Here is a 14,184-nt window from a genome sequence, read left to right as displayed (position 1 = left end):
ACCATGACGCGACGGAGAACCGGCCAGGTGGAGTTCGAGGACGACCGCGGCGAGATCGTCCGCTACGGACGGCACCCGAACGGCGGCGGGCTGGTCTCGCCGGCCGCCCGGGTCCACGAGCGCGCCTGGCTGGCCGAGACGTCCTACGTCGAGGCGGGTGCCGTGGTGCACGACGGCGCACGGGTGGGACCCGGCAGCTGGGTGGACGTCGACGTCGTGCTCGGCGCCGGCGCGGTCGTGGACCGCAACGCCCACCTCGGCCGGGGGACGCGCGTGGGTGCGCGGGCCCGGATCGGTTCGGGTGCCCGCGTGGGGGAGTCGGTCGTGATCGAGCCGCGGGCGCTCGTCGCCGCGGACCAGGTGGTCCGGGACGGCGCCGTGGTCGCGCGACGCGGGCACAGCGCCTACGGGATCGCCGCGTAGCGGGCCCTACAGCAGGCGGACCTCGAGGAACGCGAGCCTGTTGCCGGAGGCGCCGGCCGCGTTGGAGATGGTCAGCCGTCCGTCGGTGACGGTGACCGGAGCGCTCGCGTCGATCCAGGGCTTCGCCGCGCTGGTCGTGCCGCTCGCGACGAGCACGCCCTCGGCGGCCATCCGGATGGTGCCGAACGAGGTCGGGTCGCCCGCCACCAGCCGCACGCTGTAGGTGCCGTTGGGCAGGGCGAGCTCCCAGCGCGCGTCGGTGTTCGGGGCGATCTGCATGAACGTGAACGTGTCGTACCGCTGGTCAGGGGAGACGGCCGAGTCGCGGTCGCGGGTCGCTACCGAGGTGTCGGCGTTCCAGCCGTACGTCAGGCCGGACGCCCGCTGGGCGAGCACGGCACCCGTGTCGGGCGCGTACCCCGCGGGCACCGGCCGGCCGGCCGGCTGCATGTTCACGGCGTAGTACGGGCGCATCCGGTCGGTCGGGACCAGCTCCTGCGCCTGGGACGAGCTCGACCAGCGCAGCTGCGCGACCGCGTTGCCCGTGCCCTCGAAGTACTCGAGCACGATGGGCACCGGGACGCCGGCGGTGAGCGCGACGGTGCCGCTGTCCACCCGGCTGGAGTGCGCGTTCCACTGGTCGATCACGCGGGTCCCGTTGACCCACAGGCGCACGCCGTCGTCGGACGTCGTCGAGAACGTGTACGTCTGCGAGTACCGCGGGATGACGGCGCCGGTCCACCGGACGGAGAACGTGTCCGCCCCGATGCCGGCGATGGGCGATGCGGTCGCCCAGCTGAAGCCGATGGTCGGGTCGAGCCGGTTCACCGTGGCGCCGGTGAAGTCCTGGTTGTTGAAGTACGTGCCCTGCAGGCCGCGCAGCCCCAGCGTCGCGGTGAGCGTCGTCGGGACGGTCGGGGTGGTCCAGGTGCGGGTTGCCGACGACGAGCCGTCGGACCAGCGGTTGAAGCCGTAGACCCGTCCCGCCGCGTCCGTCTGGGTCGGCGCCGCGAGCTGCAGCGCGAACCCGGCCCACGAGGTGACGGTGGTGGGCCCGGTGACGGTCTGCCCGTTCACGGACAGCTGCCGGCCGGTCGGCAGCGTGTCGAGCGTGACGGCCACCTTGGCGGGCAGGAAGTCGCGGGTCACGGTCGTCGAGACCCCGCCGGAGTCGGTCGCGGTCAGGCTCACCCGGAGGAAGCTGTTCGCGGCGGCCGCCAGGTCCTCCGGCCCCGGTCCGGTGAAGGCGATGCCGGTCCCCGTGACCGGCCCGAGGAACGGGTGCGTGTGCTGGTCGTGCACCCGCACCACGGTCCAGCTGAGCCGCGCCGGCGCCAGCGAGCCGTCCTGCGCGTCCGTGGCGGAGCCGGTCAGCTGGTAGCTGCCGCCGACCGTGAACGTCGCTCCCGCGGCCGGCGACGTGATCGTGGGCGTCGGCGCGGTGTTGCCCGAGCTGATCGTGACGTTGACCAGCGCGGACAGGGCTCCACCCGGGTCGCGCACCTGCAGGCCGGCCGTCCACGTGCCGGCGGTGTAGGTGTGCGAGACGGTCGGGGTGCTGGTCGTCGCGCCCGGGGAGCCGTCGCCGAAGGTCCACAGGTACGTGAGCGCGTCGCCGTCCGGGTCGCTGCTGCCGGTCCCGCTCAGCGTCGTCGTCAGGGGGGCCGCGCCGCTCGAGGGCGACGCGGTCAGGGCCGCGACAGGCGTGCGGTTCGCCGTCCCGGTGTAGGCGATCCGGTGGACCTCCCCGCCGTTGAGGAAGGTCGTGTAGTACAGCGCCTGGGTGCTCCCGTAGGGGCCGAACTCCAGGTGCACCGCTCCACCCAGGCCGGTCGCCAGGTCGGTGCTGGTGCCTCCGTTGAGCATCATGATCTTGCCGCAGACGTAGTCGCCGAACACGTAGCCGGTGTCGTAGGCGGCGGGCCAGACGCCGTTGGGTACGAAGGCGCCTCCGGTGATGGAGCCGCACCCGGCGTCGCGGCCGTAGTCGAAGATCGGGTCGGTCATGCCGGCGGGCGTGGCCGCGCCGCAGTCGGTCGCGACGCCGGTCTGCGCGCAGTGCCCCTCGCGGACGTTCCAGCCGTAGTCCGCCCCGCCGGCGCCCCGGTCGATCTCCTCCCACACGTTCTGGCCCACGTCGTTGATGTTGAACACCGTGCCGGCCGCGTCCGGGTCGAAGGCGAACCGGAACGGGTTGCGCAGACCCCACGCGAAGGTCTCCTGGCAGATGGACCCGGCCGCCGCGGGGGCGAGCCGGCAGCTGGCGGACCCCGCACCGAGGAAGGGGTTGCCGGGAGCCGGGGCGCCCGTGGTCCGGACGACCCGCAGGATCTTGCCGTTGAGGATGTTGCGGTCCCGGGTGGCGTCGTTCTCGCCGCCGCAGCCGCTGTTGCCCGCGTAGTCGCAGCCGCCGTCGCCGGTGGAGACGTACAGGTAGCCGTCCTTGCCGACGTGCAGGTCCCCGGCGTTGTGGTTGCCCGCCGGCGTGTAGATGCCGTCCAGGAGGACGGTCTCGCTCGCGGGGTCGACCACGTTGTTGTCGCCGAGGACGAACCGCGACACCCGGTTCCGGGGTGCGCCGGCGGGGTTGCCCGTGGTGCTCGTCGGGCACGTCGCGTCGGTGCCGCGGGCCGTGTAGAAGAGGTAGATCGCCTTGGTGGTCGGGTCGGGGTCGACGGCGACGCCCAGCAGTCCTCGCTCGGAGCCGATGCAGATGCGCGAGTTGATGTCGAGGGCCGACGCCGCGAGCAGCGCGCCGGCGGCGGTCCGCACCCGGAGCCGGCCGCCCTTGTCCGTGATGAGCATCCGGCCGTCCGCCGTGAACGCGAGCGCGGTCGGGGAGATGACGGTGGCCACCAGCGTGTCGCTGAAGCCGGTGATCACGGCCGCCGACGCGGGTGGCGCTGCCGTCACCGTGAGAGCGGACAGCAGGAACGCGAGCAGGACGACGAACACCGGCCGACGCATCTGGATCACCGTGGACCCTCCCGCACCGCGGCGCTGCGGCGCTCCGTCGACAATGCTCCGGGTGCCGCCGGGAGCGCAATGGTTGGAGGCGATCGGGCCCTTAGGCGCGGACGTCGACGGCGGCTCGCGCCGGCGGGGCGACGACGACGACCTCGGGGACGTCCGTCCCGCGCCGGACCAGGGCGATCCCGGCGACGACGAGCACCATCCCCGCCAGCTGCACCGCGCCGGGCACCTCGCCGACCAGGGCCCAGGCGAGCAGCACGGCGACGAGCACCTCGGACAGGGCGAGGAACGACGCGAGCCGCTCGCCGAGCAGGCGGACGGACAGTGCGCTGACGCCGTAGGCGAAGGCGGTCGGCACGGTGGCGACGATCAGCAGCGGGACTATCCAGTGCACGTGCGCACCGAGCAGGTCGACGCGCACGTCGGGGGCGGCCAGGGGGAGCACGCCGACCGCGGCGACGACGGCGACGGTCAGCGCGCCGACGGCCATGCCCGCGCCCGCCAGGCTGATCGGCGGGAGATCGGTCCGGCGGCCGCTGAGCGCGAAGTACGCGGCGTTCCCCACGGCGGAGACCAGCGCGAAGGCGAGCCCGACCGGGTCGAGCTCGAGCTTCCCGGTGAGGTCGAGCACGAGGACCAGCCCTCCTGTGGCCAGCGCGGCGCCGGCGAGCGTGGCCCGCGTCGGGGCCTGGCCCTGGCGGGCCCACCGCCACGCGACGAGCAGCAACGGTCCGGTGTACTCGATGAGCAGCGCGACGGCCACGGGGAGCCGGTCGACCGCGAGGTAGTACATGGTCGACGCGGTCGCGACTCCGAGCACCCCGAAGCCGAGCACCGTGCGCCACTCGTCGCGCAGCACGTACCACCGGCCGCGCAGGGCCCAGGCGGCCGGACCGGCCAGCAGCAGCGCGGCGACCGACAGCCGGACGAGGATCGCGGAGCCCGGCGACCACCCGGCGACCAGGAGCGGCTTGACGACCGGGCCGCTGGTGGCGAAGGCGACGGCGGCGACCAGGCCTGCGACGATGCCGGGCGCGCGGTTGGACATCGCCGCCCTCCCGCCGTGAACAGGGATGTCATGAGTGAAATCCCCCTAGACTCGTGACAGTAGCGCCGCCCGCCGACAGGAGTCAAAGTGGTTTTCGCACCTGACACCGAGATGAACATCGCCGCGGCCGTCGAGCTGGTCAACACCGCTCGCCGCCGGGACGGGCACGACGCCATGGCGACGACCGACGACGTGTCCGAGTTCTACGCCCGGTGGGGCTACACGGCCCGGCACGACGGCGACGCGGCCGAGCTGGACGCGGTCCGCGACGCGCGCGGCCGGATCGCCGGGCTGTGGGACGTCGACCGGGACACCGCGGCCGGCGTGCTCAACGGGATGCTCGGGAGCGGGGGAGCTGTGCCGTACCTCGCCCGGCACGACAGCCTGGACTGGCACCTGCACGGGACCGTGCCGGACGCGCCGCTGGGCACGGTGATGCTCGTCGAGACCGCCATGGCGATGGTCGACGTGGTCCGCAGCAACGAGTACGACCGCCTGCAGACCTGCGAGGCCGACGACTGCGAGGCCGTCCTGGTCGACCTGTCCCGCAACCGCTCGCGCCGGTTCTGCGACGTCAACGGCTGCGCGAACCGCGCGCACGTCGCCGCCTACCGGGCACGGCGGTCGGGGTCAGTCGACGACGCCCGCTGAGCCGGTCGGTCAGCGAACGGTCCCGCGCACGCACCACGCGACGGCGCTGATCTCGAACGCCCCGGTCGGCATCAGCTGTGCGCTCCGCGCACGCACCGCCTCCCGCTCGGCGTCGCCCAGGCCGGCGACGTAGTCGCCCGCGGGTCCGACCCCGAGCGTGAACGTCTCCCACCACTCGTCGAACGTCCCGTAGCGGGAGCGGACCGTCTCGGTCCACGGCTCGACGTCCTCGAGGCCGGCCGCACGGAGGAACTCCGCGAGCTGTCCCTCCCGCGTGCCCGGGAGCGCCGACTCGCCCGGTGCCGACGGGTCGACGTCACGCACCGCGCGCCAGAACGGCTCCAACGGGCCGCTGCTGCCGGCGTGGTCCCACACGCTGGCGGCGACGACACCACCGGGCCGGGTCACCCGAGCCATCTCCCGGAGGCCCGCCACCGGGTCGGCGAGGAAGTGGACGACCAGCTGCGCGACCGTGAGGTCGACGGCGTCGTCGGGCAGCGGCAGCGACTCGGCCGCGCCGACCAGCACCCGCACGCCGGGCAGCCGGGCCCGGGCGGCCACGACGAACGACTCCGACGGCTCGACGCCCACGACCGCGTCGACCCCGAGGAGGGCGACCAGCTGTGCGGTCAGGGCTCCCGGACCGCAGCCGACGTCGAGCGCGCGGCTGCCGGGCACGATGTCGAGGCTCGCGGCGAACTGGACCGCGAGCGGCTCGGAGTACCGGCCCATGAACCGCCCGTAGGCCTCCGGGGAGACGTCGAACGCCATCGACCGACCCTAGTGCCGGTCCACCAGGGCTCTGGCTCGTCAGGCCAGCGGCGTGAACTGGCTGGCGGTGAACTCGGCGCCCTGCGGGTCCCGGATGAGCGCCGTGCGGGTCCAGCCGGTCTCCTCGGTCGCGAGGACCTCCCCGCCGCTGTCGCCCGCGAGCTGGGCGGTCCGGTCCCGATCGGCGACCGTGAACGACACGTGCCAGTGCGGGTCCTCGCCGTCCCGGACGGGCACCACCCAGCCGATCGCGTCGGCGAACCCCGGGGGAGCCGCGACGCCGGCCTGCCGTTCGTGGATGCCGGGGTCGACCGTCGCGGCCAGGTGGTCGCCGTAGCCGGGCACCCGGATCAGGGTGCCGAACCCCACGTCGACGACGTCCCACCCGAAGGCCCGGGAGTACGTGCGGACCGCCGACGCCGGGTCGCTGGTGTGCAGGTCGCTGAAGTTCCAGGCGCCGGGCACGTTGACGACCTGGGCGCCGGGCCGACGCTTCGCCTGCCACAGCCGGATCGCCGCACCCTGCTCGTCGGTGACGGCCGCCCACGTCCCGCCCTCGCCGGCGACGGTCGGGCCGGTTGTCACCGTGCCGCCCGCCGCGGTGACGCGCTCGAGCGCGGCCTGCACGTCGTCGACCGCCACGTACGTGTGCCACGACGGGTCGTCGGGACCCTGGTCGGACGGGTCGGCAGGGCCGCCGATGCCCGCGGCGTCACGACCGCCGACCTGCGCGATCACGTAGCGCGACGGCGTGCCCGGCGGCGTGGCGTCGCGGAACGTCCAGCCGAGGACGGCGCGGTAGAACGCCTTCGCGCCCTCCACGTCACGCTGCTCGATGTCCACCCACGAGGTGACACCCTGCGGATACGTGCGGTCCTGATCCATCGCTCCAGGCTACGAGCGGCCTCCGACAGCGGCGGGCAGAGCGCCGGTCAGGCGCCGAGGATCCCCTTCAGCGTGCGGGCGTTGCGGACCGCGTTGCCGCCTCCGTCGTTGTTGAAGTACACGAGCACGTCGCGCCCGGTGCCGGACCACTCGCGGACTCGGTCGGCCCACCAGCGCAGGTCGTCGTCGGAGTACGAGCCGGCGTAGAGGTGGTCGTGGTCGGGGCCGTGCATCCGGACGTAGACGACCGGCGCCGTCGCTCGCAGGATGCACGGCAGGTGGGCGCCGCTGAGCACGCAGTAGGCCGCCCCGCGACGCTCCAGCAGCGCGAACACCTCGTCCACCTGCCAGGACGGGTGGCGCAGCTCGACGGCGACGCGGACCCAGTCGGGCACGGACCGCAGGAACCAGTCGAGCCGGGCGTCGTCACGCTCCTGGTCGGGGCGCAGCTGGACCAGGACGACCTCGCGCCTCGGTCCGAGCTCGTGCCAGGAGCGGGCGATGCGGTCGGACCAGACCTCGGGCGCGTACAGGCGCTTGGCGTGGGTCAGGCCGCGCGGCGCCTTGACCGACATGCCGAAGCCCGGTGGGAGCCGACGCCGCCACCCGGCGAACGTGGCGTCCCGCGGCCACCGGTAGAAGCTGGCGTTGAGCTCGACCGTGTCGAACTCCTGCACGTAGCGCCCGAGCCGCTCCGCTGCGGGCATGGCGTGCGGGTAGAGCACGCCGTCCCAGTGGTCGTACGACCACCCGGACGTGCCGATGCGGACGGTCACGGGCGCTGGGCCGTCGCGCCCGGCAGGTCGGCCGCCCAGCGGGAAAAGCCGGGCCGCAAGGCGACGGAGTCGGTCGTCACCGCGTGCACGTCGGTCCAGTGCACCAGGAACGTGCCGCGGTGCCGCCAGGCGAACCAGCGGGCCAGGACGGCGGGCGCGTCGACGCCGTTGCGCTCGTAGCCGAGGAACGACGTGCCGGTGCGAGGGCTGACAAGGAGCCCGTGCAGGCGGGGCGCCGCCAGGAGCCCGTCGACCGGGCCGTCGAGCGCGAAGCGGACGTCGACGACGTAGCCGAGGCGGACGCCGTCGGCGTCGCGGACGGGGGAGTCGAGCAGGTCACCCAGGATCATGGCTGCCTCCGGGGATGCGGGCGATGACGTGGTCGCGCACCCAGCGCTCGGTCCACGTGACGTCGAGCTCGGCCCCGTGGAGCCCGAGCTTCACTGTCGTGCCGACGTCGGCCACGTGCGTCCAGCGGATCCGGTGCCACCGGGACGACGGCGGCCGGCCGCCGAAGATGCGCGTGGCCAGCACGGCGCCGGACAGCAGGGACGTGACGACGGCTGTCTGGCTGCCGTCGGGCAGGTCGCTCCCGTCGACGCCGCGGACCTCGAGGTCGTCCACCGTGCACACCGGCACGCCGTCGACGTCGAGGACCTGCCGGTCGAGCAGGTGCAGGCGCGCGTCGAGGACCAGGCCGGGCGGGTGCTCGTCCTGCGGCAGGGTCATGAGCCCGCTCCCGTCACGATCATGAGGGGGATCGCAGCGACGGATGCCGCCACGATGATGACCAGGTAGACGAGCGCCAACCCGTTGGTGGCCCGTCCGTTCACGTGGGTGCCCATGTACTCGGGGTCGTTGGCGACGACGAGGATCGGCAGGTACGTCAGAGGCAGCGCGATCGCCGAGAAGACCACCGAGAACTCGGTGATCGCGATCGGGTCGACGCTGGTCATGAGCACGCCGACGGCGACCAGGATGCAGACGATCATCGTCAGGTGGAAGCGAGCCGCCCGCGCGGGACGGCGGAACTTGCCCCACGACCAGCCCATGAACTGGGCCAGCGTGTAGCCGCTGGACAGAGACGTCTCGAGGGCGGCGCCGAAGGTCGCTGCGACGATGCCGACGATGACGACGGCCAGGGCGAGCTTGCCGCCGGCGAGCGCGACCGGCAGCACGATCTGGGAGAGCGACGACACCTCGATGCCGGCGGGCAGGAACACGATCGCGGCGCACGCGGCGATGGCGACCGAGAGCACCCCGCCGAACGGGAACCCGACCAGCACGTTCAACCGCGACTGCGCGAGGTCCTTCACCGTCCACTTCTCCTCGACCGCGCCGGAGGAGAAGAAGAACACCTCGTACGGGGTCATCGCCGCGCCGAAGAGCGCGATCGCGTAGTACCAGTACACCGCGTGCCCCTCGTCGGCGGGCACGCGGGGATGGAACGCCTGCTCGGCGAGCGTGCTCCAGTCGGGGCCTAGCAGGAACACGGCGACCGCGAACACGACGAGCGTGAGCCCGACCAGCCCGGTGACGTTCTCCATGATCGAGAACTTCGTGCGCCAGACCACCAGCCAGAGCGCGAGGGCGGCGACGGGGATCCAGAGGCGCGGCTCGACGCTGCTGGCCAGCTGCAGCGCCAGCGCGATGCCGCCGACCTCGGCGGTCAGGGTCAGCAGGTTGATGAGGAAGCTGGCCGCCAGGTTGGCCCCGGCCGCGCGCGGGCCCAGCCGTTCGCGGATGATCTCGAAGGTCGCGCGACCGCTGACCGCGGCCACCCGCCCGGACATGCTGGCGAACAGGCAGATGCCGACGACGCCGACGGCGACCACCCACGCGAGCGACAGGCCGAACCGCGACCCGACGACGGCGTTCGTCACCAGGTCCCCGATGTCGAGGAACCCGCCGATCGCGGTGAGGATGCCGAGCGCGAGCCCGAGGAGCTTCTTCACGAGCCGCCCGCCGCCTCGAGCTCCGCGCTCATCGCATCGAGCGCGTGGGCGCTGTCGCGCAGGCGAGTGGCCGCGGCCTCCTCGCTGCCCGTCGCGCCGTTGGCCCAGGCCCGAGCATCGGCCACGGCGACCTGCGCCGCCTGCACGGCCTCGAGGGCGTCAGACTGCCAGCCGGACCCGGTCGGGTCGGCGGGCACGAAGGTCGTGACGGCGTCCGCCGCCTCGGCCAGCACGGCGATCGAGTCCAGGAGCGAGGTGTCTGCGACGGGGGCGGTGACCCGGTCGTCACCCAGGAGCTGTACGGACAGGAGCGACGTCTGCACTGCCGAGGCGGCCTGCGTCACGGGGTCGGTGAGCGCGCGCGCCTCGTCGGCCTGGGTCGCCGACGAGCCGACCGCGCAGCCGGCGACGAGCAGCACGACCAGCGCGCTGGACACCCGGACGACGTGCATGCACGCATGCTCACCCGCCAGGCGGATTGCTGCATGTCGAGCCGTCGTCGGCGCCCCGGTGACGGGGCGCGCTAGTCGGTCAGGTGCGCGGTCGCCCGGTCGTACCGCACGAGCAGCCGCGCGAACGTCAGGCGGTCCTCGTCGGACCAGTCGCCGGTGATCTGCACGAACGCGGACCTCTGCTGGCGCCGGAACCGCGCGCGCAGGGCGTCGCCCTCGGCCGTGATCGACAGGACCGTGCGTCGGCCGTCGACCTGCGACGCGCGACGCTCGAGCAGCCCCGCCCCGATGCAGTCGGAGACGGCCCGGCTGGCGGCCGAGGGGTCGATGCCGAGCTGCTCGGCCACGCCGCCGACCGTCATCTCGCCGGATCCCTCGTCGACGATGTTGAGGACGAGGTTGCGGCTGAGGTCCTTGCGGCTGGGCGCGGTGTCGACGCTGACCTGGGTGGTCCGTCGACGCAGCCGGGAGAACGCGGCCCCCACCTCGTCCAGCAGCTGGTCCTCGTCCCACACGTCCTGCTCCGGCGGCGGTCCGGCGTCGCGGTGGCTCTCCATGGCACGACGATACCTCGATAGTTGCATGGAAGCACATATGTGCATATCGTCATGCATCTACCCAGGAGGCTCCCGTGATCACCACGCTCGTCAACGCCCGCGTCTTCGACGGAGACCAGGTCCTCGCCGCGACCACCGTCACCCTCGAGGGCGACCGCATCGTCGACGTCGGCGGCGCGGTCCCGTCGCACGCCGAGGTCGTCGACGCCCGCGGCGGCACCCTCCTGCCCGGCCTCATCGACGCGCACGTGCACACGTCCGCGCCGGCGCTCGCCCAGGCGCTCCGGTTCGGCGTCACGACGGAGCTCGAGATGCAGGGCGCCATGACGGGCGACGCGCAGCGCCGAGTCGGGGCTGACCCCGGACTGGCCGACGTCCGCTCGTCGGGCTTCGCCCTCACGCCCCCGGGAGGGCACCCGTCCGAGCTCTTCCCCGCCGGCGAGCGCCCCGGCGGCCCGCCGCGTGGTGACGGACCCGCCCCGGTCATGCCCTTCGTGACGACGCCCGAGGAGGCCGTCGCCTGGATCCCGCGACTGGTCGAGGCCGGCTCGGACTACATCAAGGTCATGATCGACGACGGGACCGTCGAGGGGCACCCCGGCCTGCCGTGCCTCGACCAGGCGACGGTGGACGCGGCCGTCGCCGAAGCGCACCGGCTCGACCGGATCGTCGTCGCGCACGCGCTGACCGTCGACGCGACGATGTCTGCCGTGCAGGCGGGCGTCGACGGGCTGACCCACGTGTTCATGGACCGACCGCACACTCCCGAGGTCGTCGCTGCCCTCGCCGCCGCGAACGCCTTCGTCGTGCCGTGCATCGTCCTCGACGCGTCGATGATGGGGCTCACCGGGGAGGCGTTCGCCGACGATCCCCGGGTCTCCTCGCGCCTCGACCCCGCCTGGCTCGCCGCCCTCAGGTCGAGCATCGCCCGCTACGCCGCGGGCAACCTCGACGACGTCCTCGCCTCTGTCGCCGCGCTGCACCGCGCGGGCGTGGACCTGCTCGTCGGCTCGGACGCGTCCGTGCCCGTCCCGTACCTCGGCGGCGTCGCCCACGGCGCGAGCGTGCACCACGAGCTGCAGCTCCTCGTCCGTGCCGGCCTGACCCCGATCGAGGCGCTGCGGGCCGCCACCTCGGTGCCCGCGCGCCGCTTCGGGCTCGACGACCGCGGCCGGATCGCGCCCGGCCTGCGCGCGGACCTCTTGCTGGTGGACGGCGACCCCACCGCCGACATCTCCGACACGCTGGCGCTGCGCACCGTCTGGCGTGCGGGGGTCGCGCGCTCGCTCTGAGGCCTCCGGGACAGCGACGGCCAGCCCGGGCGGACTGGCCCTCGTCTGTGGGCGGCTCAGTGCGTCGCTGCGGTCAGCAGACGACGCAGGAGCCTGTTGCGGGGCGTCGGGCGTGTGCTCTGCGGGCGGGCGGCGCACGCCAGTCGGTGCTCGGCCTCGATGGCGAGCTCGCGTTCCCTGTTGTGGTACTCGACGAGGATCAGCTCTGGATTCATGTGGGGTCTCCACCTCTTCTGTGTCCGGACGGGGCCGGGGTCTCCGGCTGCAAGCACTGTCGGCGTAGCGGCGGTCGCCTGCCAGGGCCGATGGTCCCGAGCCGGACAGCGTCGTGCCCGTGGATAGGCTCGAGACGTGATCGTGCGTCCGTACACGTCAGACGACGCTTCGGCGACGCTCGACGTCTTCCTGAGGGCTGTCCGCGGGACCGCCAGCCGCGACTACTCGCCCGAGCAGATCGCGGCATGGGCGCCCGACGTCCCGGACGTGGACCGGTGGGGCGCCCGGCGCGCCGCGAGCCGCACGTGCGTCGCCGGCGTGGACGGCCGAGTCGTGGGCTTCACCGACGTCGACGAGCACGGCTACGTGGACATGCTCTTCGTCGACCCGGACCACGGTCGGCAGGGCGTCGCCACGGCGCTGCTCGGCTGGGTGGTGGACACGGCTCGTGAGGACGGCACGCCCGCGCTCACGACGAACGCCAGCGTCACGGCACGGCCGTTCTTCGAGGCGCAGGGGTTCGTCGTCGAACGAGAGCAGCACCCGGTGCTGCGTGGCGTGGAGCTGGTGAACTTCGCGATGCGGCGCCGGCTGCTCGACGACTGACGGTCAGGTTGACGCGCGCGTGTCCGCCGGGACCTCGGTGGTCATCACGCAGTTGCCCTTGCCCTTGGGCCGCTGGAACGTGAAGCCGAGCTGCTCGTACATGGTCCGCGTGGCGTTGTAGAGGAACGACGCGGAGGTCTTCTTACCGGGTGGCAGGTCGTGCGGATACGACTCGACCAGGCCACCTCCGGCAGCGGAGATCAGCGCGAGCGCTCCGCGGACCGCGACCGATGCCATCCCCTTGCGGCGGTAGTCGCGGTCCACGAACAGGCAGGTGATCCGGAAGTCCGGCCTGCGCGGGACACCCTGCTCCCACTCCTTGCGGTGGTGGATGTTCTGCAGCTCGTCGACCGTGCCGTACTGGGCCCACGCCACGGCGACGTCGCCGTCGAACACGAGAGCCGCGTGCGCGCGACCGGCCTCGACGAGCCGTCGCTTGAACTCGCGGTGGCCGAGCTCCCGGCGCTCCTCCGTGGGGTCGGGGTAGAGGTGGAAGTACGTGCACCAGCAGCCGCCCCACACGCCGTTGTGGCGTTCCGCCAGGTCCGCGAACGCATCCCAGGTCAGCGGACTGAGCGGTTCGATCCGATAGCCGTCGACAACGAGTTCCCGATCGCCCATCTCGCGACGGTAGCCGTGGCGCTCCGGCGCGACAATGCGCGGAGCGGCTCCGAGGTCCGACCCTGGGCTGACCCGCGGTCCGGCTCCCGGCGGACGCGCCGGCCCACGCCGCACGGACACCCTGGTGCGGTGACCGACCAGCGCGCCCCCGCCCTCCACCGAGCAGCCACCGTCGCGTTCGTCGTGTACCTGGTCGCGCTCGCGGGCGCGGCGTTCCTGCCCCTCCCGTTCGGGCAGGTCGAGCGCGGCACGGGTCCGTCCTACGACCTCGTGCTCCGGCGGCCCGACCTGCTCGCCGGGTGGGAGGTGCAGCGCAACGTCCTCATGACCATCCCGTTCGGGATCCTGCTGCCGCTCGTCGTGCGATGGCGGTACGAGGCGCTCGTGCTCGCCTGCGTCGCCGTGACCCTCGTGATCGAGACGACGCAGCTGCTGGTCTCGGCCGCGGTGGGGTGGGCGTGGCGCGCGTTCGACGTCAACGACCTCCTGCTCAACACGATCGGCGGACTGCTCGGGCTCGCCGTCACGGCGACCGTGCTGGCGGTCGTGCAACGACCCTCGATGCCGCCGGCCCGGCGGCTCGTGCCCGGCGCGCTCGCCGCCGCGCTGGTCGCGTGGGCGGTCGTCGCGACGGTGACCACGCCCCCCGCGCGGCCCGTCGTGCACGCGTGCGACGAGCCACCCGTCGGCGCGGTCACCTCGTTGCCCGGCGGCGCCAGCGCGTACGCGGGTCGCGACGGGTCGGTGTGCCTGGAGGCCGGCGGCGGCACGGCATCGCTGCCGTCCGACGCCGGCCCGGGTCCCGCGCTGACCTACGAGGGGCCGGACGGCACCTGGGAGGTCGGCACGGCGCAAGCCGGCGACGTGCTGGCGACACGCGTTGGCGGTCCGGTCGTCGAGCTGCACGCGGTCGACGGGTCCGGCGTGCTCGTCTGGGCGGCGCGCCGATAGCCCGTCG

General features: G+C 73.4%; 17 protein-coding genes. 5 read left to right on the top strand and 12 right to left on the bottom strand.

Going from position 1 to position 14,184, the window contains the following annotated elements:
- The first annotated feature begins 3 nt into the window (after window positions 1–3).
- The gene (locus tag AC1DWH_RS03775; protein WP_456846980.1) at window positions 4–423 is read left to right on the top strand and encodes a transferase; all 420 of its coding nucleotides are present in this window, start codon (window positions 4–6) and stop codon (window positions 421–423) included.
- Window positions 424–429: 6 nt separating this feature from the next.
- Here the strand turns inward: AC1DWH_RS03775 and AC1DWH_RS03770 are convergent, their stop codons facing one another.
- Complete coding sequence (locus AC1DWH_RS03770) at window positions 430–3,390, bottom strand: PA14 domain-containing protein (protein WP_477092531.1); 2,961 nt, start codon at window positions 3,388–3,390, stop codon at window positions 430–432.
- Window positions 3,391–3,490: 100 nt separating this feature from the next.
- Entirely contained in the window at window positions 3,491–4,444 is a 954-nt protein-coding gene (locus AC1DWH_RS03765) for an EamA family transporter (RefSeq protein WP_477092530.1), read from the bottom strand.
- Window positions 4,445–4,531: 87 nt separating this feature from the next.
- Here AC1DWH_RS03765 and AC1DWH_RS03760 point away from each other — a divergent pair, with 87 nt between their 5' ends.
- Entirely contained in the window at window positions 4,532–5,095 is a 564-nt protein-coding gene (locus AC1DWH_RS03760; RefSeq protein WP_477092529.1) for a CGNR zinc finger domain-containing protein, read from the top strand.
- 9 nt (window positions 5,096–5,104) lie between these two features.
- Here AC1DWH_RS03760 and AC1DWH_RS03755 read toward each other — a convergent pair whose 3' ends face one another.
- From AC1DWH_RS03755 to AC1DWH_RS03720, 8 genes are all read right to left on the bottom strand, one after another.
- Window positions 5,105–5,866: a class I SAM-dependent methyltransferase gene (locus AC1DWH_RS03755; protein ID WP_477092528.1), complete on the bottom strand. Its 762-nt coding sequence runs from the start codon at window positions 5,864–5,866 to the stop codon at window positions 5,105–5,107.
- Window positions 5,867–5,905: 39 nt separating this feature from the next.
- Window positions 5,906–6,751, bottom strand: coding sequence for a VOC family protein (locus AC1DWH_RS03750; RefSeq protein ID WP_477092527.1), 846 nt, complete (start codon window positions 6,749–6,751; stop codon window positions 5,906–5,908).
- A gap of 47 nt (window positions 6,752–6,798) precedes the next feature.
- Window positions 6,799–7,527 carry a DUF72 domain-containing protein gene (locus AC1DWH_RS03745; RefSeq protein WP_477092526.1) on the bottom strand — a complete coding sequence of 243 codons (729 nt, stop codon included), beginning with the start codon at window positions 7,525–7,527 and terminating at the stop codon, window positions 6,799–6,801.
- A complete protein-coding gene (locus AC1DWH_RS03740; protein WP_477092525.1) occupies window positions 7,524–7,877 on the bottom strand; it encodes a PRC-barrel domain-containing protein in 354 nt (117 codons plus the stop codon). The genes AC1DWH_RS03745 and AC1DWH_RS03740 overlap by 4 nt, the downstream gene beginning before the upstream one ends.
- Window positions 7,864–8,256, bottom strand: coding sequence for a hypothetical protein (locus AC1DWH_RS03735; RefSeq protein WP_477092524.1), 393 nt, complete (start codon window positions 8,254–8,256; stop codon window positions 7,864–7,866). Before AC1DWH_RS03735 ends, AC1DWH_RS03740 begins: the two co-directional genes overlap by 14 nt.
- On the bottom strand, window positions 8,253–9,482 hold the full coding sequence (locus tag AC1DWH_RS03730; protein ID WP_477092523.1) for an NRAMP family divalent metal transporter: 1,230 nt from the start codon (window positions 9,480–9,482) through the stop codon (window positions 8,253–8,255). The genes AC1DWH_RS03735 and AC1DWH_RS03730 overlap by 4 nt, the downstream gene beginning before the upstream one ends.
- The gene (locus AC1DWH_RS03725) at window positions 9,479–9,934 is read right to left on the bottom strand and encodes a hypothetical protein (RefSeq protein WP_477092522.1); all 456 of its coding nucleotides are present in this window, start codon (window positions 9,932–9,934) and stop codon (window positions 9,479–9,481) included. Before AC1DWH_RS03725 ends, AC1DWH_RS03730 begins: the two co-directional genes overlap by 4 nt.
- Before the next feature lie 71 nt (window positions 9,935–10,005).
- On the bottom strand, window positions 10,006–10,491 hold the full coding sequence (locus AC1DWH_RS03720) for a MarR family winged helix-turn-helix transcriptional regulator (protein WP_477092521.1): 486 nt from the start codon (window positions 10,489–10,491) through the stop codon (window positions 10,006–10,008).
- Window positions 10,492–10,565: 74 nt separating this feature from the next.
- Between AC1DWH_RS03720 and AC1DWH_RS03715 the strand changes: the two genes are divergently transcribed.
- Complete coding sequence (locus AC1DWH_RS03715; protein ID WP_477092520.1) at window positions 10,566–11,783, top strand: amidohydrolase family protein; 1,218 nt, start codon at window positions 10,566–10,568, stop codon at window positions 11,781–11,783.
- A gap of 56 nt (window positions 11,784–11,839) precedes the next feature.
- Here the strand turns inward: AC1DWH_RS03715 and AC1DWH_RS03710 are convergent, their stop codons facing one another.
- Window positions 11,840–11,998, bottom strand: coding sequence for a hypothetical protein (locus AC1DWH_RS03710; protein WP_456846314.1), 159 nt, complete (start codon window positions 11,996–11,998; stop codon window positions 11,840–11,842).
- A gap of 136 nt (window positions 11,999–12,134) precedes the next feature.
- Here AC1DWH_RS03710 and AC1DWH_RS03705 point away from each other — a divergent pair, with 136 nt between their 5' ends.
- A complete protein-coding gene (locus AC1DWH_RS03705) occupies window positions 12,135–12,605 on the top strand; it encodes a GNAT family N-acetyltransferase (protein WP_477092519.1) in 471 nt (156 codons plus the stop codon).
- Window positions 12,606–12,608: 3 nt separating this feature from the next.
- Here the strand turns inward: AC1DWH_RS03705 and AC1DWH_RS03700 are convergent, their stop codons facing one another.
- On the bottom strand, window positions 12,609–13,226 hold the full coding sequence (locus AC1DWH_RS03700) for a GNAT family N-acetyltransferase (RefSeq protein ID WP_477092518.1): 618 nt from the start codon (window positions 13,224–13,226) through the stop codon (window positions 12,609–12,611).
- Between the two features lie 129 nt (window positions 13,227–13,355).
- Here AC1DWH_RS03700 and AC1DWH_RS03695 point away from each other — a divergent pair, with 129 nt between their 5' ends.
- Window positions 13,356–14,177, top strand: coding sequence for a VanZ family protein (locus AC1DWH_RS03695; protein WP_477092517.1), 822 nt, complete (start codon window positions 13,356–13,358; stop codon window positions 14,175–14,177).
- The last annotated feature ends 7 nt before the right edge of the window (window positions 14,178–14,184 follow it).

The sequence above is a fragment of the Cellulomonas sp. P2_F12 genome (assembly GCF_056403775.1).
The sequence above is the reverse complement of the archived record's forward strand: the minus strand, read 5'-3'. Positions and strand labels throughout refer to the sequence as shown.

Excerpts from the sequence above, each read along its gene's own strand:
- AC1DWH_RS03735 (WP_477092524.1), bottom strand. The coding sequence starts at position 8,256 with ATGACCCTGCCGCAGGACGAGCACCCGCCCGGCCTGGTCCTCGACGCG.
- AC1DWH_RS03775 (WP_456846980.1), top strand. The coding sequence starts at position 4 with ATGACGCGACGGAGAACCGGCCAGGTGGAGTTCGAGGACGACCGCGGC.
- AC1DWH_RS03755 (WP_477092528.1), bottom strand. The coding sequence starts at position 5,866 with ATGGCGTTCGACGTCTCCCCGGAGGCCTACGGGCGGTTCATGGGCCGG.
- AC1DWH_RS03770 (WP_477092531.1), bottom strand. The coding sequence starts at position 3,390 with ATGCGTCGGCCGGTGTTCGTCGTCCTGCTCGCGTTCCTGCTGTCCGCT.
- AC1DWH_RS03710 (WP_456846314.1), bottom strand. The coding sequence starts at position 11,998 with ATGAATCCAGAGCTGATCCTCGTCGAGTACCACAACAGGGAACGCGAG.
- AC1DWH_RS03750 (WP_477092527.1), bottom strand. The coding sequence starts at position 6,751 with ATGGATCAGGACCGCACGTATCCGCAGGGTGTCACCTCGTGGGTGGAC.
- AC1DWH_RS03765 (WP_477092530.1), bottom strand. The coding sequence starts at position 4,444 with ATGTCCAACCGCGCGCCCGGCATCGTCGCAGGCCTGGTCGCCGCCGTC.
- AC1DWH_RS03700 (WP_477092518.1), bottom strand. The coding sequence starts at position 13,226 with ATGGGCGATCGGGAACTCGTTGTCGACGGCTATCGGATCGAACCGCTC.
- AC1DWH_RS03725 (WP_477092522.1), bottom strand. The coding sequence starts at position 9,934 with ATGCACGTCGTCCGGGTGTCCAGCGCGCTGGTCGTGCTGCTCGTCGCC.
- AC1DWH_RS03740 (WP_477092525.1), bottom strand. The coding sequence starts at position 7,877 with ATGATCCTGGGTGACCTGCTCGACTCCCCCGTCCGCGACGCCGACGGC.
- AC1DWH_RS03720 (WP_477092521.1), bottom strand. The coding sequence starts at position 10,491 with ATGGAGAGCCACCGCGACGCCGGACCGCCGCCGGAGCAGGACGTGTGG.